The sequence below is a fragment of the Ruegeria sp. C11 genome, assembly GCF_056537725.1.
On sequence record NZ_JBQFSB010000003.1, the window covers coordinates 513,014 to 540,010 of the forward strand.

The 26,997-nt window shown below is 56.9% G+C and carries 22 protein-coding genes; 11 read left to right on the forward strand and 11 right to left on the reverse strand.

Annotated elements, in window-relative coordinates; all coding sequences use genetic code 11:
- Positions 1-59: 59 nt before the first annotated feature.
- Genes ACR0NA_RS08490 through ACR0NA_RS08500 form a run of 3 tightly spaced genes read left to right on the forward strand, consistent with a single transcriptional unit; the run spans position 60 to position 9,624 of the window.
- A complete protein-coding gene (locus tag ACR0NA_RS08490) occupies positions 60-3,626 on the forward strand; it encodes an OmpA family protein (protein ID WP_480727939.1) in 3,567 nt (1,188 codons plus the stop codon).
- Positions 3,623-9,079, forward strand: coding sequence for a CHAT domain-containing protein (locus ACR0NA_RS08495; RefSeq protein WP_480727941.1), 5,457 nt, complete (start codon positions 3,623-3,625; stop codon positions 9,077-9,079). The genes ACR0NA_RS08490 and ACR0NA_RS08495 overlap by 4 nt, the downstream gene beginning before the upstream one ends.
- Before the next feature lie 2 nt (positions 9,080-9,081).
- On the forward strand, positions 9,082-9,624 hold the full coding sequence (locus tag ACR0NA_RS08500; RefSeq protein ID WP_480727944.1) for a D-Ala-D-Ala carboxypeptidase family metallohydrolase: 543 nt from the start codon (positions 9,082-9,084) through the stop codon (positions 9,622-9,624).
- A gap of 141 nt (positions 9,625-9,765) precedes the next feature.
- Here ACR0NA_RS08500 and ACR0NA_RS08505 read toward each other — a convergent pair whose 3' ends face one another.
- The gene (locus tag ACR0NA_RS08505) at positions 9,766-10,728 is read right to left on the reverse strand and encodes an L-malyl-CoA/beta-methylmalyl-CoA lyase (protein WP_480727946.1); all 963 of its coding nucleotides are present in this window, start codon (positions 10,726-10,728) and stop codon (positions 9,766-9,768) included.
- Positions 10,729-11,023: 295 nt separating this feature from the next.
- Between ACR0NA_RS08505 and dgcN the strand changes: the two genes are divergently transcribed.
- The 4 genes from dgcN to ACR0NA_RS08525 all read left to right on the forward strand — a co-directional run bounded on the left by dgcN (position 11,024) and on the right by ACR0NA_RS08525 (position 15,207).
- Positions 11,024-12,025 (forward strand): N-acetyltransferase DgcN, encoded by a 1,002-nt coding sequence (dgcN, locus tag ACR0NA_RS08510; protein WP_480727948.1) that lies wholly within the window; start codon positions 11,024-11,026, stop codon positions 12,023-12,025.
- A 74-nt stretch (positions 12,026-12,099) separates the two neighbouring features.
- Positions 12,100-13,065, forward strand: coding sequence for an N-acetyl-D-Glu racemase DgcA (gene dgcA, locus ACR0NA_RS08515; protein WP_480728045.1), 966 nt, complete (start codon positions 12,100-12,102; stop codon positions 13,063-13,065).
- A 10-nt stretch (positions 13,066-13,075) separates the two neighbouring features.
- Complete coding sequence (locus tag ACR0NA_RS08520) at positions 13,076-13,936, forward strand: D-amino-acid transaminase (protein ID WP_480727950.1); 861 nt, start codon at positions 13,076-13,078, stop codon at positions 13,934-13,936.
- A gap of 80 nt (positions 13,937-14,016) precedes the next feature.
- On the forward strand, positions 14,017-15,207 hold the full coding sequence (locus tag ACR0NA_RS08525; protein ID WP_480727952.1) for a CaiB/BaiF CoA transferase family protein: 1,191 nt from the start codon (positions 14,017-14,019) through the stop codon (positions 15,205-15,207).
- Here ACR0NA_RS08525 and ACR0NA_RS08530 read toward each other — a convergent pair.
- From ACR0NA_RS08530 to ACR0NA_RS08540, 3 genes are all read right to left on the reverse strand, one after another.
- A complete protein-coding gene (locus ACR0NA_RS08530; RefSeq protein WP_480727953.1) occupies positions 15,194-15,508 on the reverse strand; it encodes a DUF1244 domain-containing protein in 315 nt (104 codons plus the stop codon). The genes ACR0NA_RS08525 and ACR0NA_RS08530 overlap by 14 nt on opposite strands.
- Positions 15,509-15,633: 125 nt before the next feature.
- Entirely contained in the window at positions 15,634-15,873 is a 240-nt protein-coding gene (locus tag ACR0NA_RS08535) for a DUF6868 family protein (protein WP_170651151.1), read from the reverse strand.
- A gap of 87 nt (positions 15,874-15,960) precedes the next feature.
- Entirely contained in the window at positions 15,961-16,698 is a 738-nt protein-coding gene (locus ACR0NA_RS08540; protein ID WP_480727958.1) for an N-formylglutamate amidohydrolase, read from the reverse strand.
- A gap of 118 nt (positions 16,699-16,816) precedes the next feature.
- On the opposite strand from ACR0NA_RS08540, the gene pyk reads away from it, so the two are divergent.
- From pyk to rplT, 3 genes are all read left to right on the forward strand, one after another.
- The gene (pyk, locus tag ACR0NA_RS08545; protein WP_480727962.1) at positions 16,817-18,262 is read left to right on the forward strand and encodes a pyruvate kinase; all 1,446 of its coding nucleotides are present in this window, start codon (positions 16,817-16,819) and stop codon (positions 18,260-18,262) included.
- Between the two features lie 152 nt (positions 18,263-18,414).
- Positions 18,415-18,615, forward strand: a complete 201-nt coding sequence (gene rpmI / locus ACR0NA_RS08550; protein ID WP_010443552.1) for a 50S ribosomal protein L35 — start codon at positions 18,415-18,417, stop codon at positions 18,613-18,615.
- Positions 18,616-18,629: 14 nt separating this feature from the next.
- Positions 18,630-18,995, forward strand: a complete 366-nt coding sequence (gene rplT, locus ACR0NA_RS08555; RefSeq protein WP_008756009.1) for a 50S ribosomal protein L20 — start codon at positions 18,630-18,632, stop codon at positions 18,993-18,995.
- Positions 18,996-19,106: 111 nt separating this feature from the next.
- Here the strand turns inward: rplT and ACR0NA_RS08560 are convergent, their stop codons facing one another.
- Together ACR0NA_RS08560 and ACR0NA_RS08565 are read right to left on the reverse strand one after the other, a co-directional pair.
- The gene (locus ACR0NA_RS08560; RefSeq protein WP_480727965.1) at positions 19,107-19,925 is read right to left on the reverse strand and encodes a M90 family metallopeptidase; all 819 of its coding nucleotides are present in this window, start codon (positions 19,923-19,925) and stop codon (positions 19,107-19,109) included.
- 203 nt (positions 19,926-20,128) lie between these two features.
- The gene (locus tag ACR0NA_RS08565; RefSeq protein WP_480727969.1) at positions 20,129-21,526 is read right to left on the reverse strand and encodes an aminotransferase family protein; all 1,398 of its coding nucleotides are present in this window, start codon (positions 21,524-21,526) and stop codon (positions 20,129-20,131) included.
- Between the two features lie 220 nt (positions 21,527-21,746).
- Here ACR0NA_RS08565 and ACR0NA_RS08570 point away from each other — a divergent pair, with 220 nt between their 5' ends.
- A complete protein-coding gene (locus tag ACR0NA_RS08570; RefSeq protein WP_480727972.1) occupies positions 21,747-23,375 on the forward strand; it encodes an acyl-CoA synthetase in 1,629 nt (542 codons plus the stop codon).
- A 51-nt stretch (positions 23,376-23,426) separates the two neighbouring features.
- Here the strand turns inward: ACR0NA_RS08570 and ACR0NA_RS08575 are convergent, their stop codons facing one another.
- The 5 genes from ACR0NA_RS08575 to ACR0NA_RS08595 form a co-directional block, all read right to left on the reverse strand.
- Complete coding sequence (locus ACR0NA_RS08575; protein ID WP_480727974.1) at positions 23,427-23,759, reverse strand: DOPA 4,5-dioxygenase family protein; 333 nt, start codon at positions 23,757-23,759, stop codon at positions 23,427-23,429.
- Between the two features lie 87 nt (positions 23,760-23,846).
- Positions 23,847-24,485: a maleylacetoacetate isomerase gene (maiA, locus tag ACR0NA_RS08580; RefSeq protein ID WP_480727976.1), complete on the reverse strand. Its 639-nt coding sequence runs from the start codon at positions 24,483-24,485 to the stop codon at positions 23,847-23,849.
- Between the two features lie 69 nt (positions 24,486-24,554).
- Complete coding sequence (locus ACR0NA_RS08585) at positions 24,555-25,097, reverse strand: VOC family protein (protein WP_480727978.1); 543 nt, start codon at positions 25,095-25,097, stop codon at positions 24,555-24,557.
- Between the two features lie 5 nt (positions 25,098-25,102).
- Positions 25,103-25,300, reverse strand: coding sequence for a DUF2783 domain-containing protein (locus tag ACR0NA_RS08590; protein ID WP_170651160.1), 198 nt, complete (start codon positions 25,298-25,300; stop codon positions 25,103-25,105).
- Positions 25,301-25,306: 6 nt separating this feature from the next.
- Positions 25,307-26,917, reverse strand: a complete 1,611-nt coding sequence (locus ACR0NA_RS08595; protein ID WP_170651161.1) for an FAD-dependent oxidoreductase — start codon at positions 26,915-26,917, stop codon at positions 25,307-25,309.
- Positions 26,918-26,997: the final 80 nt, after the last annotated feature.

Consider the following 26,997-nt stretch of genomic DNA (forward strand, 5'->3'; position numbering starts at 1 on the left):
AGGATCCACACCTTTGAAGTGTGCTGTTGATCCAGGTTTTTGCCAGCGAGATTGTTGTTATGTTCGATTTTATTACGCAAATTACAAATGCCGCCGCCACAGTGTCCAACGATATTCGGCAAGCCCGTCGCCGCAAGCTGATAGAACGTCAATTTTATGAGGCCCAAGCGTCAATAACAGCGGCCTATAAACACCATGTTTCAGGGGCCAATGCTATCCGCTCGCTGCAAAGCCAAGCCAAGGCGCTTTCGGTAACATGGCGCGACATCATTGATCTTGGCGACCCCTACCGCACCACCCATGAGCGTCGGCTAGAAAATCTGAAATCACGGGTCGTCAAAAACACCGAAGAAAAGGGCACATGGTTTTTGGAACCGGACGCTGCAACTTTGGCGGCGCTGCAGGCGCCAAGGGTAGCCGCTGTGCGAGCCCAGGCCGAAAATGATCTGTTTGAACTCCTCGATCAGTCACTCGATGCAACGCTTCAGCAATTCGACAGCAAATGTATTGAGATCGAAAATCAGGCCGAAGATCAGCGCCGGACCGAACTCCGCGCGCTGATCACGAAGAAACGCAACATTCTGGTGGCGGCCACACAGGCGGATACGGAGCGGGATGATGCGCGTAAGTTGCTGGTTGCCGCGCAGAATGGCTGGGCTGAACGTGTCGCAGCGTCTTACCAATCCGCACTGGCCGACAAGCTGACAGAGTTTGACGAAAAAATTCGACCGAAGTTGATCGCAAAGGTCGTACGCGAGCGCACAGCTGCTCACTGGATTAAGGAAATTCTTATCAAAGGCAACAGCGTACCTCATGCCAAGCTGGGACGAGAATATCAGAAAAGCGATCAACACCTACAGGACCAGTTGATCAACACGGTGACCCTGATGGTTCTGGAAGACGGCTCACTGGTCTATCGCGCGCGTGAGCGCAACGCCGGAGGTCGGTTTTCATTCGAAACGAACTATATGCGCGAAAGCACTCAGTTCAGAAATCAGGCACGGCACAAGGCTCCCGATCCTCAGGTTCGCGGCCCAGAGGATCGTGAACTTCCATTTGCCTTGCGATTCCTTGATCAGGTGCAGATCCCGGCAACGACCTCTGCGAGTTTGAAAGAGGTTGCCCCATTCAGCATTCGTAGTGGCGACGATGTTGAACAAGTCATGTCACAGTTCGAGGGCGATGTATTTGGTGCGCTGCACGGTTTGGAGGAAAACGGTTATCGCTACCCCCCACACATCACGAGCTTTCCGGGCACGCAGAGGGTTGCGGACTGGTTGGGTAAGAATTCCGCGCGGCAGATTTCAGTTGCACTTCGCCCTGACGGGCTGTTGGCCGTAGTAGTCAAGCTGAACGATAGCAAAACGATCGCAGACGGCGACAAACCCGACAAGTTGATCCAACTCCGCGAGGATTATAATAATGCGCGACTGATGAGCCTGCTGGTCGTGACATTGGTGACGCGCGTGCTGAACGGTTCGGACGGTGCACGCTGCTTCCCAAGAAAATGCGGTCCGAGCAAGCGGCTGCACATTCCAAGTTTCTGCATCTGGCCGCTTCAGGTCGATCCGCAAGGGGCAGTGACCCGGGCGGAGACTCTTCTCGAACAGTTTGAATCGGGGGCGCTCAAATTGGACAAGGTGCCAAGCTGGGCGGTCGGTTGGACCCCGACGATTCAGGCGAATGCACTGGCGGCCCGCTTCACCTTTACTGCGGAACGGCATCTTCGCGTGCTGAACGCGACCGACGCGGGACCTATCGAGGTGCGGAAAGGTGTGAATGAAAATGACGCACTACATAAGCTGACACAGTGGTTCAAATACACCTGTTTGCTGCTTGGTGCCCTTTGGGCGTCTATGGTGTTGTCTACTGTGGTGGCGACCAATGCCTATACGGTGCGCGAGCTGTGGCTATCCACGCTGGCGTTTTCATTGATCGGTGTCTGGCGCTGTCTGATCTGTTGGGGATTGTCAGCCCGTGCACGTGAACCCCGTCCACCAGCGAACCTGAACGGGTGGCTATCGCGATTGGTGTCAAGCCTTTCAAAATTCGTAGGTGCGGTGGTTGAGTTGGCCTTTGCCCGTCGATGGTTTCTGCTGACCGGTCCGGCAATCATGTGCTTGCTGATTGCGACTACATATCTTGGAGCACATTCACACTGGGAGGAAATTTGGACCTCGCTGCAAGAACGGATACCTGATTTTTCCGCACTCAGCTCTCTTTTGCCGAATGGAGTTTCCTTGAGTGCCTTTTCTGGCGGTACCGAAGAGAACTCTGATGTCGCAGGGTTTCAGGCGTCGCTCTACAAAGGTGTCTGGGCGCTTCCGCTTCTCGCCATCGGTTTGATGCGGCATGGGTACATGCTGCTGTATGATCTGGTCCTGCAGCGCGGCCAGCTACAACGTAAACTGAATTCGGTGGCCGGTGTCGAACAGACATGGGCTGCGGGTCGGGCACTGCCGTCGCTCATGACGTCTTCTGAGGGCGAGGCACCAGCGTTGACCGACGAAAAAGCCTCGGCCATCAGCAACGCACTTGCGCGAATGGGAACGCGTGTGACCGCTGAACTCGCCGCAGCGCGGTCGCGGTTCGACAAGGGCTCGGCGGCAAATGCCGCATTGGTAGCCGTGATTGGGCTGCTAGCGCCCTTCAGCGCGATGGAAGCCGCAAAGCTCAATGAGCCAAGTGAGCCAAGTCCCTATGAGGGCCTTTCCACCGAGTTGGAGAAGACACATGACAGTTTGGTCGCGAAACTGGAGCCGTTGATACCGGAGTATCCTCTAATCAACCGGATCGAGGTGACACCTGAAGTGCTTGCCGATCTGGGCAAGCTCAACGCCGAACTCTCTACGGTGCTGGAAACCCTGCAGGACATTCAAAACAACCGAAGCGTAACAATCTCGGCCCGGGCCGAAACGCAAAACGCGATTGCTGCACTCGACGAGTTGTCTCGCGTTATGCGGCGGATAACAGTGAATTCCAAGGTGGCACTGGATGCCGATATCGGGTCAGCGCTGCAAGAGCTGGGGCTTCTCAAAGCCGTGCTCGATAAGTTGCGGGAAGGAGTGGTCATTCCCGTCACGCCCAAGGGATTGAGACCTCCTGAATCCGCACGATGGGTCGACATAGACTTCGCCTTTATCAATACGGCACACGACACAGGGATTATACACCGGGTGTTGGCGCATTGTGACCAGTTGGGCGGGATGCGCTTCGATACTAACGATGCGAATATCAACAAAGGTGAGTGGTTCAGCGGGCACAACGTGACTGGCACGACCGACCTTGCTTCGCTTGTCGCGCGCATAAATCCCGGGACCAACCCGCAAGGCGCAGCTGCAGATGAACCCTGGCGGATATACATCCTCGGGCTGGCCGACACGCAAGGCAATGCCGTTTCAAACCTCAACCTGTCAAAGCGCCGGGCCGAGGCTGTGAAAGAGAAGCTGTCGGGTAAAGTAGGCGGGTTACCAATAATGACCCTGCCTTTGGGTGAAGCAGGATGGCTGGCGGATACAGGTCTGCCGGATCAGGAAAGTGACGCAAATCATCGCAGCGCAACCGTGTATCTGTGCCCGCGGCAGATTCAGGTTGCAGAAAACAATGCTGGAAGGGACTTTCAATGACCATTGTCAAGATCAATCGCATAGCCAAGGAAAAGACCCAGCGCAAAAAGCTGACTCAGATCGGTGAAGTGACAATGCAGCACGGCCGCGGTTCGGGTGTCGATGTCAAAGAGTTCGACCTCCCCGATCAGCACATCATCGAAGCCGAGCTTGAAAACGGATTGATCCTGTTTCGGCGCGCGGATGATATTGGTGAAGTGAGCTCTGACCGCAGCGGATCCGGGGGGACTCAGCTTGTCCTACCGCAATCTCTGGACCAAGGCGCCAACTCGCGCGGGCTGGGTGCGTTTGCGGTGCGCACTTACCGGTTCTTTTCAGGCAGTGGTCTGGGCGAAAAGGCCGCTTATGCCACCGCGCGAAAGCTTGAGCAAAAACCGCGAGAATTGGACGGCTGGCCACGCAAACCCGCCTATCGCGACGAAGATGTGTTGCTGCCCTTGCTGCGCGACGGAGGTTTCGGAGAGATGGACGCCTCGTTGGCCACGCGCGATGGTGCTGAAATTCTCGTGCTGATCCACGGCACGGCTTCCAGCACCTTGGGTTCTTTTGGACCAATCGCTCATGGCAAATCCGATGGAACCCTATCCCCTGGGACAACATCGCGCACGCAATGGGAAAGGCTTTGCAAAAGATTCGAAGACCCAAAAGATGACAATGAAGAAAAGCGTTGCCTGATCTACGGATTCGAGCATCACACGCTGACACGCAGCCCCGTGCAGAATGCCATCGCGCTTTTGGAAGCGATTCCGCGCAACGCCAAGTTACACATCCTTTCCCATTCACGGGGCGGGTTGGTCGGTGAACTGCTGTGCCTGCTGCCGGACACGTTGGACAAGGATGATCTGGACCGATACGCGGACACCGGGCTGCCACGTGACGACCTGGAAAAGTTCAAGCAACTGATGGCATTCAAGGCTCCGCAAGTGCAGCAATTCGTGCGCGTTGCGGCACCGATGCAGGGCACGTTGCTGAATTCGGACCGTATCGACACGACCTTCTCGTTGCTGTTCAACCTCATGAAGATCGTACCGGGTGGGCAGAATGTACTGGCCGACGCGTTCCGCGAATTTGCCCGCGAATTTATCGCAACGCGCGAGGATGTCTCGGTTTTGCCGGGCTTGGCGGCAATGAGCCCCGAGTCCGCGCTGGTAGCGATCCTCAATCGGGCCAATCGCACCATCGAAAGTCCCTTGACTGTTGTCAGCGGAGATATCGAGCCATCCGGCATTCTCAAGTCGCTCGCCGTATTTGCGACGGATCTGTTCTATCGCGAGGATCACGACGTGGTGGTCCATACCCGTGCGATGCTCAAAGGTGTGCCGCGCAAACCAGACTTAAAGGTGTTTCCCGCGCAAGGCAGCGACGTGAATCACTTCAGCTACTTCTCCAACAAAATGTCGTCGACAGTGATAGTCGATGCATTGACTGGCATTGAGAACCCCAATCTTGAGTCGCGCGCGCCAGAGCCTGAGTCGATGGAATTAATCTCGGGCACTCGAGGATCAGGGGCTGACAAGCCGCTTGTGTTTGTGCTGCCGGGGATCATGGGTAGCCATCTGCGGGTCAAGGGGCAAGACACGCCGATCTGGTTCAATCTCCCTCGCATTCTGACCGGCGAGCTTAGAAAAATCACAAGCAAGGACGGCGAACCTATTGAAGATGTTGAACCTGCTGGCGTTCTCAAACGCTTTTACGGAGGGCTCGTACGGCATTTGAGCCGCAGCCACGAGGTTGCAGTCTTTGATTTCGATTGGCGCAAGCCGCTGCAGGAAGAAGCGGACCGGCTTGCCGCGCGCGTGCAAATGGAGCTCAGCAAAATTCCCAACGGGGAAACGCGTCCGATCCGATTTGTGGCCCACTCGATGGGTGGGCTCGTGGTGCGCCTGATGATCAACCGCCATCGCGAATTGTGGAAAAAACTGCGCAGCGATGCGGGCGGCGGGTCCACGCTTGTTATGCTGGGCACGCCCAATCGTGGATCGATGTCGATTGTCTGGGCCCTGATGGGGCTCGACAAGATGATCCACACGATCGATCGCATCGACTGGAAGCATGATGTGCCCGAACTGGTAAAGAAAATGGTCCCATTGCAGGGCATTCTGGAGCTGCTTCCCACAGACGGGGACGGAGCCTATTTCAAAAGGTCGACATGGCAGCAGTTGCGCAACGCAAAGGGCCCGAACTGGCCGTTACCCGAAAGCAAACGACTGAAAAATGCGGCCAAGACCTATGATGAACTTAAGCTGATACCCAATGATGCGCCCGCCATGAGCTATATCGCGGGCAATGCCGAGATGACCCCGGCCGCGTTGGACAGCACTACATTGAAGATGACAGGATCGCGACACGGTGACGGGCGCGTGCTGTGGCGCACCGGCCTGCTGCCAGATGTTTCCACATGGTATGCGTATGAAACCAGCCACGGCGACCTGGCGCGCGACAGGGATCTGTTCGGGCCAATCCTCGACCTGTTGCAAACCGGGCGTACAAACGGCTTACCACAGACACCGCCGGTTGAGCGCAGCGGTGCTCCGCTGTTCGAAGTAATGGAACCCGAACTGCTCTACCCGTCCAACGAGGACGCGGAAGCGGCGATCATCGGTGCCACGGGTGCGGATGATCAGGAAATTGATGCCGAGAAGCGGACTCCCTGCCAAGTGTCCGTCACCCATGGAGATCTGAGACTGCACAATAGTGTGGTGACCGTTGGGCGTTATGAACACGAACCGATGGAAGGTGTCGAGCGCGACATTGATGAACAGTTGGACGGACAATTGACACAACGTCGCGCGCTTGGGATTTATCCAGGGCAAGAAGGCACAGCCGAACTTTTCCTGCGCAAACAGCCCGTTGGAGAGTTTGCCACGGGGATCGACGGCGCCTTGGTCGTCGGCTTGGGCCGGGTCAGCGAATTGTCGCGGCGGCGCCTGTCGGTGACGCTGGCCAATGCCTTTGTCCTTTACGCATTACGCACGGGCCCTGTTGAGAAAGATGGAGCAAAGGCACTAACGACATTGCCAATCAGTTCCAACGACAGTCAGCTTTCAATTACCGATAGCGTGGAATCGATCCTTGTGGCGCTACAAAACGCGAATAATCGCTTGCCACGCGATCACAGGATCACGCATCTGACCATCCTCGAACTCTACGAGGACCGCGCCATCGAGGTCGGCTCAGCCCTGTCTCGGATGGAGCGCGAGGGGCGCTGGAAACAGGATTTCAAGATCGACTGCAACATTCGCAACGGCCTGGCAGGACGGCAGCGGTTCCGCTTTGGTCCAGATACAAGCGGTAACCGGCGCATGCAGATTACAGTGCCTGAAAATGACACCGAGAGCCTGGATTTCGTGGTGTTTGATCGCGGCGCGTTGGCCCAGAAGGTAACTACACGCGTCAAACGCAGCCGTGTAGACAGCCTGATCCACGAGGCCACTGCAAACAGCCATACGGGACCGGACACAGGCAAACTGCTGTATGAGTGGGTCATCCCCAAAGAGTTGCGCGCCAAAACCTCGGACAAACGCAACATGACATTGCAGGTCGACGAAGCCGCGGCAGCCTACCCATGGGAGATGTTGCAGGACAACTGGGCTGAGGGCGGCAAACCGGTTGCGGTTGAAGCGCAGGTAACCCGCCAGTTAATTCGCCGGCGCAGCGGTCTGGGGTCAAACATCGCCGCATCGCGCCGGGTTTTGGTGATCGGTGATCCGGTCAGCTTTTTCAGTGAACTGAAAGGCGCACAGGCCGAAGCCCGGCTTGTTGCCGACAAACTTGGCGCCAGCGGCTGGACGCAAGATATGGACGTACAAATCCGCGAGAACGTCGACGTCGAGCGCGCGCTTACATTAGAGGAGAACCAAATCCTGCATTTCGCCGGGCATGGTGTGTTCGAGTGGGGCGACAACAAACAGACCGGGCTCATAACAGGCAAGAAACGGGTGCTGGAACCCGCCTTCATCGAAAAGCTGCGCTATGTGCCAGAGTTCGTTTTCCTCAACTGTTGCTACGGTGGCGCCATCGGCATCGCGCCGGACATGGCAGAAATCTCGGACGAAGAGAGAGATCCGCACACTCCTCGGGCAGCACTGGCCAACCGTCCCGATCTCGCTTCGGGAATTGCGATGAAGTTCATCGAAGCTGGCAGTAAGGCCGTGATTGCCGCCGGTTGGGCTGTGAACGATGGTATGGCGCAGCTGTTTGCGACAACCTTCTACGACGCCTTCCTGAACGGATACAGTTTTGCCGAGGCTGTACGCCTGGCGCGGGCCAAGGTCTACGAGAAGGATCAAGATGGAAACACTTGGAGTGCCTATCAAACCTATGGCGATCCTGAGTTCAGATTGCAAAGAGGTGTGGGCGCGCATCGACCGGACTGGGTCAAGCCCGAGTTCGTTTCGCCCCGACAGGCAACATTGACACTGCGGTCGCTAAAACTTGACGCGCGGTTCGCGCCAACGGCTCAACAGACAACGCAGGTTGCCAAACAGTTCATGGAGACACTTCGGGTCGTCAACGGGCACAGCGAATGGAGCCGCAATCCCGAGCTGTTCGAGGCCATCGCTGATGTTTGCGCGGAATTGGGCGATTACAAAAGTGCCATTGAATATTACGAGAGAGCGGTACGCCGTTCGCCCCCGACCCTGTCGCTGAATGCCCTGGAAAACCTGATGTCCTTGCGGGTGCGCGTGGATACGCAAACCCGCATCGAGAAACAACAAGGTTCATCAAAAAGGGAAATTGAAAAGGCGCGCAAAAAGGAAGAAGAGACGATACGGGCGGCGATCGACTATCTGGTTCAACAGGAAAAAATCGCAGGAGAACGCAGTGCAGCCCTGCGCCAGACCCGGATCGGTGACGGATATCTGCGGCTGACGGCCTGCGCGTTTGTCGGTTCCCCTACAAAGGCAACCACCATTGATTATCTGGAACGGGCGCGCGGAGCCTATGACACTGCCGTAAACTTCGGGTTCCAGCTTCCCGAGTTCGACACAGCATACCCCCTGATCCGACGGGCGCTTGCAGACTTTCTTCTGTCTTGTGCATCCGACGGCAAACTGGGTCACTCCATTGATGAACTTATGCCGGTGGTAAATCGCGTGGCCCAAGACATAAAGGAAACCGACGCGCAACAGACGCAGTTCCAACGCCGCCGGCTGATTGCGGAAACCCGCCTCTTCGAACTTGTCTCGACGGACATATACAATGCCTCACTCAAGGGCGAGTTGCTTGATGTCTTTGGGCAGTTGTTTTTGGATGGCGGGTCCATCCGGCGACGCAGAGAAGTCGTGAGCGACCTCTACACCGTCGCCCAGTTGTTGTCCGAGGTCGGCAAGCAACGCACCAATCAGTTGGATACAACAGTTGGCGAAACGGTCAGGTCATTGGCGCGAGAGCTTGAGAACGGAATTCCAAAAGTCTCGGACTCAATTTTGAATTTAGCAGAGGAGATTTGACAATGAACGACCTGTTTGAAGGAAACGAATACGATTTTGTGGAAGGTGACTTGCTTCAGGAGGCGTTAAGGGGGGACTATTCCCGCAGTGACACGCCTGAGATGGTGGAATTCAGGGCATTTTTCGACACCCTGCCCAGCGAGTTTTTCACCGCAGACGAATTCATGGTTCTTGGCCCGTCCAACCGCCCCGGCGGAAGTTGTGAGGGCAAGAACGGTTTGGCACCGAAAAGCCTGTGGAACAATGTTAAGCCGCTTGTGAAGGCCATGAACCTGATCCGGAAGGAATTGGGTACTTCGGTTCAGATCACAAACTGCTTCCGCAGTGGACCCTACAACGCGTGCGTTGGAGGCGTACCTGGCAGCTTCCATTCAAGATTCCAGGCGGCGGATTGGATCTGCGGTGCGGGCAACTCTGCCACATGGGCGAGCGCGGCCAGAGCAGTCAGAGATGCCGGAGGGTTTTCAGGCGGCATCGGTATATACAACAGTTTTGTGCATGTTGACGTGCGCGGCTCAAACGCAGATTGGGACAATCGCAGTTAATCTGCTCGGTTGAATCTTTCTGAACTCAGACAGGGTCGTTAATATGCTTCGCACTGTGTGGAGTATCGTCGGATCAGCCATTCTTCCGCACAAAAAAGGGCGCCCATGGGGCGCCCCCAATTTTAAGCCTTTGGCAGGGCTTCAGCCATTGGCGGCAATAAGCTCGGACTGTGCAACGATGACTTCAGCCTGCTTGATCGAGGCGATATCAACCAGACGCCCTTTGTAAACGGTCGCACCTTCGCCGTTTGCCTTGGCCTGCTCCATCGCGGCAAGGATTTCCCGCGCCTCAGCGACGGCTTCATCGGATGGGGTAAAGACCTGATTGGCAAGGGCGATCTGTTTGGGGTGAATGGCCCATTTTCCCACCATGCCCAACGTAGCCGACCGTTTGGCCTGCGCAATATAGCCTTCGTCATCCGAGAAATCGCCAAATGGTCCATCCACAGGCAACACGCCATGTGTGCGGCAGGCAGCAACAATTGCGGCCTGCGCCCAATGCCATGGGTCAGACCAGTGTTTCTGACCTTCACGCAACATGTAATAGTTTTCCTGCGTTCCGCCGATGCCGGTGGTCTGCATCCCCATCGATGCCGCAAAATCCGCCGCACCTAGGCTCATCGCCTGCAGGCGGGGCGAGGATGCCGCGATTTCTTCGACATGCGCAATACCGGCGGAGGATTCGATGATCACTTCAAAACCGATTGGCTTGCTGCGACCCTTGGCGCGTTCGATGGCCGTGACCAGCGCGTCGACCGCGTAAACATCGGCCGCACAGCCGACCTTGGGGATCATGATCTGGTCCAGCCGATCGCCCGCTTGTTCCAGCAGATCAACGACGTCGCGATACCAATACGGCGTGTCCAGCCCATTGATCCGCACGGACATGTACTTGTTGCCCCAGTCGACCGTGTTAAGCGCCTCGATCACATTGGCGCGTGCGGTGTCCTTGTCGGACGGGGCGACCGAGTCCTCCAGATCCAGATTGATCACGTCCGCAGCAGACGCCGCCATCTTTGGGAACAGTTTGGTGTTCGAACCAGGCCCGAACAACTGACAGCGGTTAGGACGCGCAGGGGCGGCAGGTTGAATGCGAAAGCTCATCTGGACCTCTTTCGGGTAATGAAATTGCGATTTCGTTGTCTCATGGGGTATTAAATTGCGCATGCATGCGCAAGCACCTTTGTGCAAGTGCAGCATTGCCATCGCAGCATCTGTTGCCGATGCAGTGGTTTTGAGTGACTAAAGTTTAATCAGTTTGAAAACTTGAAAGATTTTTGCGCTGTTTTTGAGATTTGCGCAAAAATCTCCTGTCAGAGACCCCGGCGGCCGGGCAAAACGCGAAACGCTCGCCACGCCGGTTCAATAGTTTACGCCGGAATCAAAGGAGTGCATTGCAATGATCGAGACACCGTATCTGTTGTTTTTGGGCGATGCGCCCGACCAGCTGGCGGCGAAAGTGGCCCAGGGCATCAAGGACTGGCGCCCTGAAAATGCGGTTGGCCAGTTCCGCATGGACGGTTGCAAGGCCGATCTGGGCCTGAAGGACATGGACCTGATCGAAGCCCGCGAGGCCGGAGCAAAAACTCTGGTCATTGGCGTTGCCAACCGGGGTGGCGTGATCAGTCAGGAATGGAAAAAAGTGCTTGTGATGGCACTGGAGGAAGGCTTTGATCTGGCATCGGGCCTGCATAACCTGCTGCGTGACGAGCCCGATCTGGTGGCCGTAGCCGAGGCGACCGGGCGCAAGCTACATGACGTGCGCGTTCCGGATGTGGATTATCCAATTGCGAATGGCATCAAGCGCAAGGGCAAGCGTTGTCTGGCCGTTGGAACCGATTGCTCGGTCGGCAAAATGTACACCGCCCTTGCGATGGACAAGGAAATGCGCGCGCGTGGCATGAAATCGACCTTCCGCGCCACTGGCCAGACCGGCATCCTGATCACCGGTGACGGTGTACCGCTGGATGCGGTTATCGCCGATTTCATGGCCGGATCGGTTGAGTGGCTGACACCCGATAACGACGACGACCACTGGGATCTGATCGAAGGTCAGGGTTCCCTGTTCCATGTCTCGTATTCCGGTGTGACGATGGCGCTGATCCATGGGGGCCAGCCGGATGCCCTGATCCTGAGCCATGAGCCGACACGCGAGCATATGCGCGGTCTGCCGACCTATCAGCAGCCTACCCTGCAGGAATTGCAGGACATGGCACTGACGCTAGCGAAGGTGGCTAACCCGGACTGTCAGGTCGTCGGCATCTCGGTAAACACCCAGCATATGGGTGAAGCTGACGCCAAAGCATATCTTGAGAAAATCGAGGCCGAAATGAATCTGCCCGCGACCGATCCGTTCCGTTTCGGTTCGGACAAGCTGGTGGATGCGCTGGCCGCAATGTGATCTAAGCGGCGCGCCGGTGGCTAGGTTTTCTGCCTCCGGCGGCCGTATTTTGAACAAGAAGAAGGATGGCGCGTGTGCAGATAGAAGTCACCCGCGATGTATTTCGACTGGCGCAGGTATTCACCATTTCGCGCGGGTCGCGGACCGAAGCCAACGTATTGACGGTTCGGGTGTCCGGTGGCGCGCATCAGGGCTGGGGCGAATGTGTGCCTTATGCGCGGTACGACGAAACGCTGGCATCCGTCGAAGCAGAGATTGCCGGATTGCCCGAGGTGTTCACCCGTGAAGGGTTGATGGATCTCTTGCCTGCAGGGGCCGCCCGCAATGCCGTGGATTGCGCTCTTTGGGATCTTGAGGCGAAACGCGCAGGCAAGCGGGCATGGGATCTGGCGGGGCTTGCTGCTCCGGGGCCGGAAATTACCGCCTACACCCTGTCGCTGGACACACCCGAAGCAATGAGAGAACAGGCTGCGAAAAATGCGCACCGGCCTTTGCTCAAAATCAAGCTGGGTACACCGGATGACATGCCCCGACTTGAGGCAGTGCGCGCCGGTGCGCCCGACGCCCGTATCATCATTGATGCGAACGAAGGATGGTCTGCGGACGTCTATGCCGATCTTGCGCCGCATCTGGTGCGGCTGGGCGTGGCGCTGGTCGAACAACCCCTGCCCGCCGGCGATGACGAAGCCCTGATCGGGATGGAGCGCCCAGTGCCTGTCTGTGCCGACGAATCCTGTCATGATCGGACCAGCCTGCCCGCACTCAAAGGCAAATATGATGTGGTGAACATCAAACTGGACAAAACCGGTGGGCTGACCGAAGCGCTGAAACTGCGTGAGGCGGCTCTGGCCGAGGGGTACGGTATCATGGTCGGCTGTATGGTGGGCAGTTCGCTGGCGATGGCCCCTGCGACTCTGGTGGCGCAAGGCGCGACAGTAACCGACCTTGACGGCCCACTGCTGTTGGCCGAAGACCGCGACACCCCACTGATTTTTGACGACGCCGGTGTGCACCCGCCCATGGCGGCACTCTGGGGCTGAGGAGACATACATGACCCGAACCGTTTACGTGAATGGCGAATACCTGCCCGAGACCGAGGCCAGTATCTCGATTTTTGACCGTGGCTTTCTGTTTGCCGATGCCGTCTATGAAGTGACCAGCGTTCTGGATGGCAAGCTGATCGATTTCGAAGGTCACGCCGTGCGCCTGAAGCGTTCGCTGGATGAGCTGGACATGGCCGAACCGTGCAGCAACGAAGAATTGCTGGAAATTCACCGCAAACTGGTCGAGGTGAACGGCATCGAAGAAGGGCTTGTCTATCTGCAGGTAACCCGTGGCTCGGATGGTGATCGGGATTTTGTGTTCCCTTCGGCAGACACCAAGCCGAGCCTCGTGCTGTTTACACAAAACAAGCCGGGGCTGGCTGACAGCGCTGCTGCTCGTAAGGGTGCCAAGATCATTTCCATCGAAGACATTCGCTGGGGCCGCCGCGATATCAAAACGGTGCAGTTGCTGTATCCTTCGATGGGCAAGATGATGGCCAAGAAGGCAGGATGCGATGATGCGTGGCTGGTTGAAGATGGCTATGTGACCGAGGGAACATCGAACAACGCCTACTTCGTCAAGAATGGCAAGATCGTTACCCGCCCGCTGTCGAACGACATTCTGCACGGCATCACCCGCAAGGCAGTGCTGCGGCTGGCCGCCGAAGCGCAGATGGAAATTGAAGAGCGGTTGTTCACAATTGACGAGGCCAAGGAGGCGGATGAGGCGTTCACCACCTCAGCAAGCGCTTTCGTTATGCCCGTTGTCGAGATTGACGGCGCGCAGCTGGGTGATGGTACACCCGGCCCGATTTCCAAGCGGTTGCGGGAAATCTATATCGACGAAGGCCGTAAAACTGCGATCTGAGGCCAAAACGACCTCTGACTGACGAGAACAGACGATTTTGCAAACCTCCCGCTGGTAACCTGCCAGTGGGAGGTTTTCTTATGCGGCCATTCGAGGGAGTTCGGGTTCTGGACCTGACACATGTCTTTGCCGGTCCTTTCTGCGCATATCAGTTGGGGGTTCTGGGTGCCGAGGTCATCAAGATCGAACCGGTGGACCGCCCGGACATGACACGCGAAGAAGGTGCAGATAACGCCCTGAACGCAATGGGCATGGGATTGTCGTTTCAGGCTCAGGGCGGAAACAAGCGAACACTGGCACTGGACCTCAAATCGGACGAGGGTCAAAGCCTGTTTGAACATCTGGTCAAAACGGCAGATGTCGTAGTGCTGAACTATACCGCCCACGCGGTGGAAGAGCTTGATCTGGACTATGACAGGCTGGCCGCGCTGAAACCGGATTTGATCTACTGCCTGATCAGTGGCTTTGGCACTACCGGGCCAAAGGCGGATCACCCGGCATATGATGTCGTCATTCAGGCGTTCACCGGTGTCATGGCCGCAAATGGTGAAGTTGACAGCGATCCGGTGCGCATAGGCCCGGCGGTCATTGATTACGGCACCGGGGCGCAGGCGGCACTGGCGATTTCAGCCGCTCTGTACGGGCGGGCGCAAACCGGTCTCGGACGGCGAATTGACGTTGCGATGGCTGATTGCGCGCTGATGTTGATGAACTCTCATACCGCCACGACGCTTGCGACCGGCGTTGCACCCAGACCTCATGGAAACCATGACCCGTCGCTGGCCGGATATGCGACTTACGACACAGCAGACGGAACTTTGATGATCGGCGCATTTTCCAATGTCCAGATGGCACGCCTGATGTCGGCAATCGGCGAGGATGAAAGGGCCAGTGCCATATTGTCGACCCCGAGAACGGAAATCGGCGCCCGCCGGGAAGAAGACGCCGAAGTATTGACGCACGCCCTGCGGTCGAAGTCGGCGGCCGAGTGGGAAACCATTCTGAATGCGCACCACGTCCCTGCTGCAAGAGTGCGTGGTCTTGCCGAGGCGCTTCGCGAGGGTCAGGTTGCCTCTCGCAACGTCGTTCAGCAGGTTGACGAGGCGCGCTTTGCGGTCGCCGGGTTCGCCTACGATCACGGCAGCCCAATGCTGACCGACGCCCCGAGGGCGCACGGAGCCGATAGCCGATCCGTACTGGCAGAACTGGGAATCGACGCGGCCAGATTTGACGCCCTGGCCGCGGCTGGCGTAGTGTTCAGCCCTTCTTGAGTACGTTTTCCTCAAAGGCGACCTTGAATTCGGCCTGCTTTTCAGCGCTGGCTTCGGTCTGATAGTTGGCCTTCCATTCGTCCATGGTCATGCCATAGAAAACCTCACGCGCTGCCGCCTTGTCCATCTCGATGCCTTTTTCATTCGCAGCTTCCTGATACCACCGGGCCAGACAGTTGCGGCAGAACCCGGCAAGGTTCATCAGGTCGATGTTCTGGACATCGGTCCGGTCTTCCATCAGGTGTTTTTGCAGACGGCGAAAGGCAGCGGCCTGAAGTTCAATTTCGGTTTGCTGGTCCATGAGCGTGGCTCCGCGTGAAATACTGTTGTCCTGTATCCGACCTAACAATCCAGACGTCTGGTTACAACAAACAGGAGGGACCCGAAGGTCCCCCGCATTTGGTATTTCTGCTGCCTATAGCGGCCTCAGGCCAGTTTCAGCGCCAGCCAGGGTATCAGGCAGAAGATGATCGTCAGTATCTTGTAGTTGGCCAGATACTTGAAATAGGCCTTTTTGACATCGGCCCGTTCCATCTGAAACATCCTGCCGTGTATGCCTGCAATCCAGTCCTGCAGCACCACAACCATCAGCGTGGTAAACAGCAAAATTGCAATGTTCAGGACCGTCATCCAGCCGAAGACGGTCGTCAGGAATTCCTGAGTCATGGTCGTCTCCTTTCCCCAATAATATGGGGTTCGACCTGTGCCCGCACAATAAACTGACGCCCGAAACCGGTCGAAATTGACCCCACGTTATGCTTCGCTATTGCCAAGGGCCTCTTGCAGAACCACGGCCAGCCGCTCAGCCCAGGCACGTTGCCCAGCGTGATCTGAAATCAGGTCATTCCGTATTTCAATCAACGCATTAGGCCGTCCATGGCTGGTGCAATGCTTGTCGATCGCATCTCCGGGCAGCACACCCGTATAGGGTTCATTCACACCAACACACAGGTCGCCTTCGGCCTCAAGCCGGTGAATCAGCGGTCGGGAAAACCGCTCATCCGCAGTGTGCAGAACACCAATGTGCCACGGACGCGGATCGCGGCCCCGCAATTGGCGTGTGAACGAGTGCATAGATACGACAACCGCATGAGGCAGAGCGGCCATTCGCCCCAATGCGTCGTGATAGGGGCGATAACACATGTTCAGCCGCCGCTCCCGCTCTGCCGCATCAGCGTGGCGGTTTCCAGGGATGATCGAACCGTCATAAAGCTTCATCAGCAGGGTTGGGTCGTCTTCGCCCCGGTTCGGATCGATCACAAGTCGCGAGAAGTTGGCCGCGATAACCGGTGCATTCAGTATCTCGCCCAGATGCTTCGATACCTCATAGGCCCCGACGTCATAGGCGATGTGGCGCTCCATATCCTCACGCGGCAGGCCCAGATCCCCTCCGTTAACTTCCGGCGGAACCGTGTTGGTCGCGTGATCGCAGGTAATCAGCCAGCGGGACGGCCTGTCCTCGCCGTGAATAAAGAATGGAGTGTATGTCATAAGCCTGTCATCTAGTTTGTCGCAGGTGTAGGGCAGTTGTCTGGAAAAGGGAATTGCGCAATAAGCAGACCGGGGCGCTGTTTGCGATAACAGCGATAAATTGAGGAGAGCAAGGCCAATGCGACGCCTGAGAAATGTGAAAATCGTGGCGACGTTGGGTCCGGCGTCCGAAAGTTATGAAATGATCCGGGCACTGCACGAGGCCGGGGCAGACGTTTTCCGTCTGAACATGAGCCACGGCAGCCACGACGAGATTCGGGAAAAGCACCGGATCATCAGGCAGGTGGAAAAGGATCTGGACAGTCCGATCGCCATACTGGCTGACCTGCAAGGCCCCAAATTGCGCGTTGGTGTCTTTGTAAATGATACAGAGGACCTCGAAGTGGGCGCTGCGTTCCGTCTTGATCTGGATGAAACGCCTGGCGATTCAACTCGCGTCTGCCTACCGCATCCTGAGATTTTCGAGGCGCTGGAGCCTGGCGCGCATCTGCTGGTCAATGACGGCAAGATCAGTCTGCTGGTGGAAAAATGCGGACCTGATTTCGCGGATTGCAAGGTGGAAATTGGCGGCACGATTTCGAACCGCAAGGGGGTGAATGTACCGGATGTTGTACTGCCGCTGGCCGCACTCTCTGAAAAGGACCGGGACGATTTGGAATTTGTCTGTCAGCTGGGTGTCGACTGGCTGGCGCTGAGCTTTGTACAGCGTGCGAAAGACGTGTTCGAGGCGCGCGCGCTGGCCGATGGCCGCGCGGCGATCCTGTCCAAGATTGAAAAACCCGCCGCGGTCGAAGCATTCAACGAAATTCTTGATGCCTCCGACGGGATCATGGTGGCGCGCGGTGATCTGGGCGTAGAACTGCCGGTGTCCGCCGTACCACCAATTCAGAAACGACTGGTGCGCCGCTGCCGCGCGGCCGCCAAGCCGGTGATCGTGGCGACCCAGATGCTGGAAAGCATGATCGAAAGCCCGATGCCAACCCGTGCCGAGGTGTCCGACGTGGCCACGGCCATCTATGAAGGTACGGACGCAATCATGCTCAGCGCCGAGTCCGCCGCGGGGTCTTATCCGATCGAAGCGGTGCAGACCATGGACAAGGTGGCTGTCGAGGTCGAGGCCGATCCGAACTATACTCAGATCATCACCGCCTCAAGGACGGCCAAGGGCACGACAGTTGCCGACGGCATCGTCGCTGCTGCGCGTGAGATTGCCGAAAAGACGGATATCAAGGCAATCTGCTGTTTTACGCAAAGTGGCACGACCGCCCTGTTAACCGCACGAGAACGCCCGGGCGTGCCCATCATTGCGATGACATCCCTTAAAGGCACGGCACGACGTCTGTGCCTGAGCTGGGGCTGCAACTGCGTGATGACCCCGGAACTTGAGCGATTCAAAAGCGCGGTGGTCAATGCGGCGCGCGCTGCACGGGCCGGAGGGTTCGCAGGGGATACGGATCAGATTGTCGTTACGGCGGGTGTCCCGTTCAATGTCCCGGGCACCACGAATATCCTGCGCGTTGCGCCTTGCGACGAAAGGTTGATCTACAGCACCGATCCAGAGTAATTCGAGCGCTGTTTCTGTGCCTTTGGAAAAGAATCCTGCCTTTACCTCTTGCCAGTTGGCCAAGACTTGCGTAAACGGCGCCTCTGATCGCGTGACCGGCCAATGTGGCATGCCGAGTCGCGTTTAGTACCGAACCCCGAAAGGAGACGGAAATGCCTAAGATGAAGACCAAATCGAGCGCCAAGAAGCGCTTTAAGGTGACTGCGACCGGTAAGGTCCTTGCTGGCCAGGCCGGCAAACGTCACGGCATGATCAAGCGGACCAAGAAATTCATCCGCGATGCCCGTGGCAACACCACTCTGTCCGCCCCCGACGCCAAGATCGTCAAGGGCTACATGCCCTACGACCGCTAAGAGGAGATACCGATATGTCCCGCGTTAAAGGTGGAACCGTAACTCACGCCCGTCACAAGAAGGTCATCAAGGCCGCCAAAGGTTACTATGGCCGCCGCAAGAGCACCTTCAAGGTTGCCCGTCAGGCCGTCGATAAGGCCAACCAGTACGCAACCCGCGACCGTAAGAACCGCAAGCGCAACTTCCGCGCTCTGTGGATCCAGCGCATCAACGCTGCTGTCCGTTCGCATGACGAAGCACTGACATACTCCCGCTTCATCAACGGCCTGAACCTGGCCGGTATCGAAGTGGACCGCAAAGTTCTGGCCGACCTGGCCGTGCACGAACCGGAAGCGTTCGGCGCGATCGTCGCCAAAGCACAGGCTGCTCTGGCTGCCTGATCCTCTTTCGAGAGACAGTGATTGAAAGGTCGTTCCTTTGGGAGCGGCCTTTATTTCGTTGTTAAAGAACGCTATTCGCGTTGGCTTTGTTCAGGTATTTCCGATCTCAGCCTAAGCTGAATTTTCCCAGGTAACCGGGTCCAATCGGAACAGCTTGGCCAGCTCCTCGTAAACTGCCGGTACCTCAGCTTTCAAAGCCGAGGGTCTTTCGAAAAACACTTCCACGGCAACCGCGAAAAACTCTTCATGACCTACTGCGCCATAGGCGTCGATTATTGTCCTTTGCCCGCATTCAACCGCCCGGACATGGGCGTCATAGGCTGTCAGAAACACATGCTCCCATTTTGAATAGCTCTGCCCCTCACTCAACACGGGAACTCCGTCGGTGTGGCCGGATAAGTCGTCTATTTGATGCGCAAATTCGTGAAACACGACGTTTTGTCCATCTCGGTCGTTCAAGGCCCCTTGCCTGCTATGCGCCCAGGACAAAACAACTGGACCGCGCCCCCAGCTTTCTCCGGTGCGAACAACTTCCTGTTCCGTAACAACAAAGCCCGAATGTCTGCTTTGCCGGGACTTGAAGGCATTTGGATAAATGAGAATGGTCGTCAGATGATCGTACCACAAGTCACTGTTGACAATGAGAAGGCACGCCTGAGCAGAAATGGACAGTTCCATTTCTTCGGTAACCTCCAACCCATTGCAGCCGACAAAGTTCACCTGCTCGAGAAACAGATTCACTTTGCCGTCAAGATTTCCGCGCAAGTTCGGCGGAAGCCTACGGATCAAAGGAACCTGCGTTTCAACGATGGCGCGTTGCCGGTCTGAAAGCGGGGTGGAAAGCAACTGCGCGCGAGTGCGCTGTTTCGACCAATAGCGGTACCCAAAATAGCCTAGGGCCAAAAGAAGAACTGCGATGAAAATTGTCATGGACAGACACTACTGCGGTCAGCTGGGACTGGGAATGATATTCTCCTAAGACAGACCGATGTCGGTTGCTGGCAGAGCTTCATACACCGGTTGAACGTCCAAGCCAGTACCACCTGAGATGCCATACTTCAGGCTCTTCTGGTGCAACAAAAAACCGGCGCTGTGCGCGCCGGTTTCAAATTGTCTAAATTGCCAAGCGAGTGTCAGCCAAACACACGCCCCAGCGCGCCGTCGACCGCGTCTGTAATTTGGTCGATGTCATCTGGTGTCGCGATCAGGGCGGGTGAGAAGCACAGGGTGTTGTTGCGGCCCGGCAGCGACCGGTTGGTGACGCCGATGATAACCCCCTGGTTCATACAATCCGCCACAACTGCCTGTGCCAGCTTTTCATCCACCGGCTCTTTGGTTGACCGATCCGACACCAGTTCGGCCCCCAGGAACAGGCCTTTGCCGCGCACGTCGCCGACGACTTTGTGCTTTTCCATCAGCGCCTGCAGGTTGCCCATCATGCGCTCGCCCATGTTGGTGCAGTTCTGCAGCAGGTTCTCGTCCTCGATGATCCGCATGTTCTCGATCGCTGCTGCCGGTCCGGCGGTGCAGCCACCAAAGGTCGAAATATCGCGGAAATAGTTCAGCGGATCAGAGGTGTCGTCCTTGAACATGTCAAAGACTTCTTCGGTGGTCACCATGCAGGCAATCGCGGCGTAACCCGAGGCGACGCCTTTGGCCATGGTCACAAAGTCGGGCTTGATGCCGTATTGCTGATAGCCGAACCAGGTGCCGGTACGTCCCACACCACAAACAACCTCATCGATATGCAGCAGGACATCGTACTTCTTGCAGATTTCCTGCACACGCTCCCAATAGCCTGCGGGCGCTTCGATCACGCCGCCACCAGCGGTAACCGGTTCAAGGCACAGTGCGCCGACGGTTTCAGGGCCTTCGCGCAGGATCACCTCTTCGATGGCATCCGCCGCTGCCTGACCAAAGGCCTCGCCCGACAGGTCCTCTTTGCCCAACTCGTGCTTGCGGTATTCCATGCAATGGGGCACGCGCACGAAATCAGGTGCAAAGGGGCCGTATTGCGCGTTCCGCTCGTCCTGACCGCCTGCCGACATGGTCGCAAGGGTCGAGCCGTGGTAGTCGCGGTCACGATAGAGAATCTTGGTCTTTTTGCCGCCATAGCGCTTGTGCGCAATCTGGCGAACCATCTTGAAGGCTTTCTCGTTCGCCTCAGAACCGGAATTGGTGTAGTACACCCGGCTCATGCCCGGCATCTTGTCGATCAGTTTTTCAGCAAAGATCGAACCGGGGATTGAGCCTGCGGAATTGGCGAAATAGCACAGCTTCATCAGCTGGTCGTACACCGCCTTGGCAATGGATTCGCGGCCGTAGCCGACGTTGACGGTCCAGACGCCCCCCGAGACAGCGTCGAGATGCTCCTTGCCCTTTTGATCCCAGACACGCATGCCTTTACCTTCGACAATGATGCGCGGATCATTGGTTTCAAAGGGCTTATGCTGGATCAGGTGATGCCAGATATGGGCGCGGTCGGCCTCGACCACGCGGGAAAGATCGTTTTCGTTGAACGTGCCGTCCATGACATGTCCTTTCAAAGTGAAGTGTTGCGCTGAACTCGGGGCGTGCTCTGTCCGGGCAAGCAATTTTCCATGACTCAGATCAGCGCGAAAGGCCAGTATTAGATAGGGCCAGATGGGCTGATCGCGTATCTCCAGTCCAAAACGGACTAGTATTACTACGGATTTATTTCAAACACTTCTTTGTGCTCTATGCGCCAACACGATCTGGGAGGAATGGCAGATGACTTCGACCAACATTTACGATCGCCATCTGGGCAAGAATCAAGCCAACCACACACAGCTTTCTCCGCTAAGCTATATCGAGCGGACCGCAGCCGTGTATCCCGATTATGAATCGGTGGTGTATGGCCAGCGCAGGTACACCTGGGCGCAAACCTATTCGCGTAGCCGACGTCTGGCCAGTGCACTGGCCGGGCGCGGCATCGGGCGGGGAGATACGGTTTCCATCATCGCAGCCAATATCCCGGAAATGTACGAGGCGCATTTTGGTGTACCGATGGCCGGAGCGGTCCTGAACGCCATCAACACGCGCCTCGACGCAACGATCATCGCGTTCATTCTGAACCACGCCGAAGCCAAGGTTCTGCTTGTCGATCCCGAGTTCTCGGGTGTTGTGCAGGACGCATTGAAGCAGGTCGAGAGGCCGGACCTACTGGTGATCGATATTGAGGATGCCAGCTTTGACGGCGGCGAAAAACTGGGGGTGCTGACCTATGACGCACTGCTGGCCGAGGGCGATCCCGAGTTTGAGTGGTCGCTGCCAGCGGACGAATGGGATGCGATTTCTCTGAATTACACCTCAGGCACGACCGGCAACCCCAAGGGGGTTGTTTACCACCATCGCGGGGCGGCTCTGAATGCGACCTCGAACATTCTGGACTGGGGTATGCCGAAGCACTCGGTCTATCTGTGGACGCTGCCGATGTTTCATTGCAATGGATGGTGTTTCCCCTGGACGATGGCGGCCAATGCAGGTGTGTCGATCTGTCTGCGCGCGGTACGGGACGAGCCGATTTATCGCGCCTTCCACGATGAAAAGGTCACGCATTTCTGTGGCGCCCCGATCGTGCTGAACATGCTGGCAAACGCGCCCGATCACCTGAGGGATTTCGATCATGAGATCAAGGTGATGACAGCAGGTGCGCCGCCCCCTGCCGCTGTCATCGAAAAGATGGAGGGGATGGGGGTCGCGGTCACTCATGTCTATGGTCTGACCGAGACATACGGCCCATCAGTCGTCTGTGCATGGAAAGATGAATGGGACGCCAAAGAGGCCGAAGAGCGTTCGGCGCTGAAAGTACGGCAAGGGGTGAAATACGTTGCCTTGTCCGGTCTCATGGTTGCCGATCCCGAAACCCTGGAACCGGTCCCCGCTGACGGTGAAACCATGGGCGAGATATTCATGCAGGGCAACATCGTGATGAAAGGATACCTCAAGAATCCCGACGCCACGGACAAGGCCTTCAAAGGGGGGTGGTTTGCCTCGGGCGATCTGGGGGTTATGCATCCTGACGGGTATATCGCGCTCAAGGACCGGTCCAAGGACATCATCATTTCGGGGGGCGAAAACATCTCGTCAGTCGAGGTTGAGGGCATCCTTTACAAGCACCCGGCAGTGATGGAGGCGGCAGTGGTCGCCCGTCCGGACGAAAAATGGGGTGAAACCCCATGCGCTTTCGTCGAACTGAAACCCGGCAAAGAGACAACCGAGGCGGAACTGATAACGTTCTGCAGGGACAACATGGCCCACTTCAAGGCACCTAAGACCGTCGTGTTCGGAGCATTGCCCAAGACGTCTACGGGTAAGATTCAGAAATTCGCCCTGCGGGACCGGGCGCGGGCGCTTTGATCGGATACTGAAAACAAACAGGCCGCTCAAAGGGCGGCCTGCTTTGTAGGTTCAGCGATCGAAAATCGACAAATCCAGATCCAGCATCTCGCCCATCCAGAAGGCCCTGTCACGGTGATCTTCAAGGTGCTGTCCGGTTTCGGGGTGGGTGAAAACGGTCAATCCCTGCCGGTTCAGCAAAAGCCAGGGTATAACAGCGTCAAATGCGTCGGCGTCGAACCCTAGCTGGCAGCTCCATCGGGGATGAGGGCCGACATTGCGGGCGTGCATCCGGCCCATCTGAACGGGAAACAGGCGAGCGGCATCTTCGCAAACCTGCTGCGCAGTATCCTGCGTATCAGCGCCGAAATAGACGTGGGCGTGGTATCCGGTGATTTCGGGCATTCGAACCTCTTACGGTGACTGCCCGAAATTTAAGGTGGCCGGACGGCGATGAACACATCCATCCGCAAACATAATATGTGCGCCCGTTCAGGCGGGTGCGTGCATATCTGGATGCGCTGCAACAAAAGCCGGATGTTTGGCACAAGCGGCTTCGGCACGCAGAAGTTTTGGCATGTTGGTCAGGTCCACGTCCCACCGCCGGGCGTTATACATCTGTGGCATCAAACAGATATCGGCCAGTCCCGGTTTTGAACCAGTGCAAAAGGGCGCCTGATCAAAGCCGCTCAGCAGGGTTTCAAAGGCCAGCAACCCCGGGCGAATGAAATGCCGCATCCAGTCGCCGGGCATTCCTTCGGTTCCACCACTGAGGTCGGTTGCATATTTGGCCACCTGCAGGTTGCAGACAGGGTGTATATCCACAGCAATGGAATGGGCCAAAGCCTGTTCACGGGCCCGCGCGGCCGGGGATTCGGACAACAGGCCCAGCCCCCGCGTTTGGTCCAGATAGTCGAGTATCGCCAGTGATTGCGTCTGCCTTTGGCCGTCGATTTCCAGAACAGGTACAAATCCCTGAGGGTTCAAAGCTAAATGAGCGTCGGATTTCTGCTCTCCGCTGACCAGATCAACAACAACTGACCGGTAGGCAATCCCGGCCAGATTCAGCGCGATCCGAACGCGATAACTGGCCGAAGACCGCCAGTAGTCATAGAGCACGACGTCGCTCATTTAATCTTCCCCGAATGCAGTAAGGCAACCGACGTCTGCCGGTTGCCAGTTTCGAACAGTTTGGTTGCCTCAGAGGTTACTCAGTTCCTTTGCATGCAGCCAGTCTGCATGTTTGGGGGCCTTTTTCGTCTTTGACCACTCTTCCAGCATGTCCCACTTCACCTCGTTCAGCTTGTCCAGCATCGCTTGTTCTTCTGGGTCCGGGCAGGCCAGTTCGACACGATGCCCGTTCGGATCGAAGAAGTAGATCGAATGAAAGATCGAGTGATCTGTGACGCCAAGAACCTCAACACCGTTGGCTTCCAGATGATCCTTGAACGCAATCAGTTCTTCACGGTCTTTTACCTTGAAGGCGATATGCTGCACCCATTTGGGGGTATTCGGGTCGCGACCCATTTCGGGCTTAGTCGGCAACTCAAAGAACGCCAGAACATTGCCATTCCCCGCATCCAAAAACAGATGCATGTAAGGGTCAGGTTCGTGGGTTGAGGGGACATGATCCTCGGCAATCGCCAGAATGAAGTCCATATTCAGCATCTTGCCGTACCACTCGACCGTTTCCTTGGCGTCCTTGCAGCGATAGGCAACGTGGTGAATCTGTTCAATTTTCATTGGGTTTACTCCTGTTTCAGGGCCGCTGCATTAATTGCCTGGCTCAATACTGCGCGATCACCAATGTGATTGGCGAGCACCAGTACAAGCCGGGCGTTCAGGGCATCACTGTCCGCTTTCTCCAGCCCCTCATGGGCCGCCAGTAGATCGGCATAAAAGTCATCCGCGCCGTCGATATTCGGTGTCAGGATCAGATCGGTCATGTGCTCTTACTCCTTGCCGGTGGCCCGGCGGATCGCATGCCGGAACGAGTTTTCTTCGAAAGTGTCACGCCGCGCCGCCACGTGCTGGTCCGGACGGATCAGATAAACGGCGCTTGTGGCGTCACCTAGATACCGGCGCTTCAGCTCCAGCGTCGGATCATCCTTGACGGAAAGGGCAAGGCGCGTGACTTCGATGCCATCTTCTTCGATGACGTCCGGTGCATCCGCGTCAATCGTGAGCAGTGTGAACTTACCCGCCAGCTTGGGCAGCAGGAACTCATCGCCCAGCGGGGCATCGGGGCAGGCAGAACCCGGCCTCGTCCTTGCGGGCCCGTTCAGAGCGTCCGCCGAGTTCAGCGGCGAGCCGTCATAAGTACAGGGCACGCTAAGACGACCGGAATTCACCAATGGGCGAGCGAATTCATAGTGTTCACTGAGGTCCAGAACCGCATCCCGAAGAACGCGCGACATTTCGGATTTCGGAGTGATGAAATCGGTCGAGCGGGTCGAATTCAGAATATTCTCGTCCGCACCGTGAATGCGCTCGGCATCATAACTGTCCAGCAGGCTTTCCGGGGCCTTGCCGTCCATCACCAGCTTCAGTTTCCAGCACAGATTGTCGGTGTCCTGCAGCCCTGAATTTGCACCACGGGCCCCAAAGGGTGAAACCTGATGTGCGCTGTCGCCTGCAAAGATCACGCGACCATGGCGGAATTTTTCCATGCGGCGGCACTGGAATGTGTAGATCGAAACCCATTCCAGTTCGAACTTCACGTCTTCGCCCAACATCGCTTTGAGGCGGGGAATGACGTTTTCGGGCCGCTTCTCGCGTTCCTTGTCGATATCCCATCCCAGTTGCAGGTCAATCCGCCAGACCCCGTCCGGTTGCTTATGCAACAATGCCGACTGGCCTCGGTTGAAGGGCGGGTCGAACCAGAACCAGCGCTCGGTTGGAAAATCGGCGTCCATGATCACGTCCGCGATCAGAAAGTTGTCTTCGAACACGCGGCCGACAAAATCCTTGCCCAGCATGGCCCGGGTTGGTGACCCTGCCCCGTCGCAGGCGATCAGCCAGTCCGCCTCGACCGTGTAGGAACCTTCGGGCGTTTCCACCTCAAGTTTCACATGATCGGGATGAGTACCAATGGCTTCGACCTTGTTGCGTCCCCGGATTTCAATCGGGGCTCCTCCGGCCTGCAATTCACGGACCCGGTTCACCAGATATTCTTCAAAATAGTATTGTTGCAGGTTGATGAACGCCGGGCGTTGGTGGCCCTCTTCGGGCAGAAGGTTGAAACCATAAACCTGACGGTCGTCGAAAAAGACCTTGCCAAGGTTCCAGACGACGCCCTTGTCCACCATTGGCTGCCCGCACCCCAGCCGATCCAGGATTTCCAGCGGGCGTTTGGCAAAACAGATCGCGCGGCTGCCAAAACTCACTTTGTCATTATCGTCCAGAACCAACACTTCGACACCTTGTTGCGCAAGGTCGATGGCAGCGGCGAGACCGATTGGCCCTGCACCGACCACGATCACCTTGTGCCGAACCGGCGCAGATGCGTCCTGATCCGCGCTGTGTTCGTAGGCATAGAGTGGAACTTCAAAGATCTTGTTCATGGGCCCTCCCCCGATGCTCATGCGCTCAGGGCGCAAATCTCCTGTCCTTCGCCGCGCTGGCGCCAAAGGTTCTGGTGTAT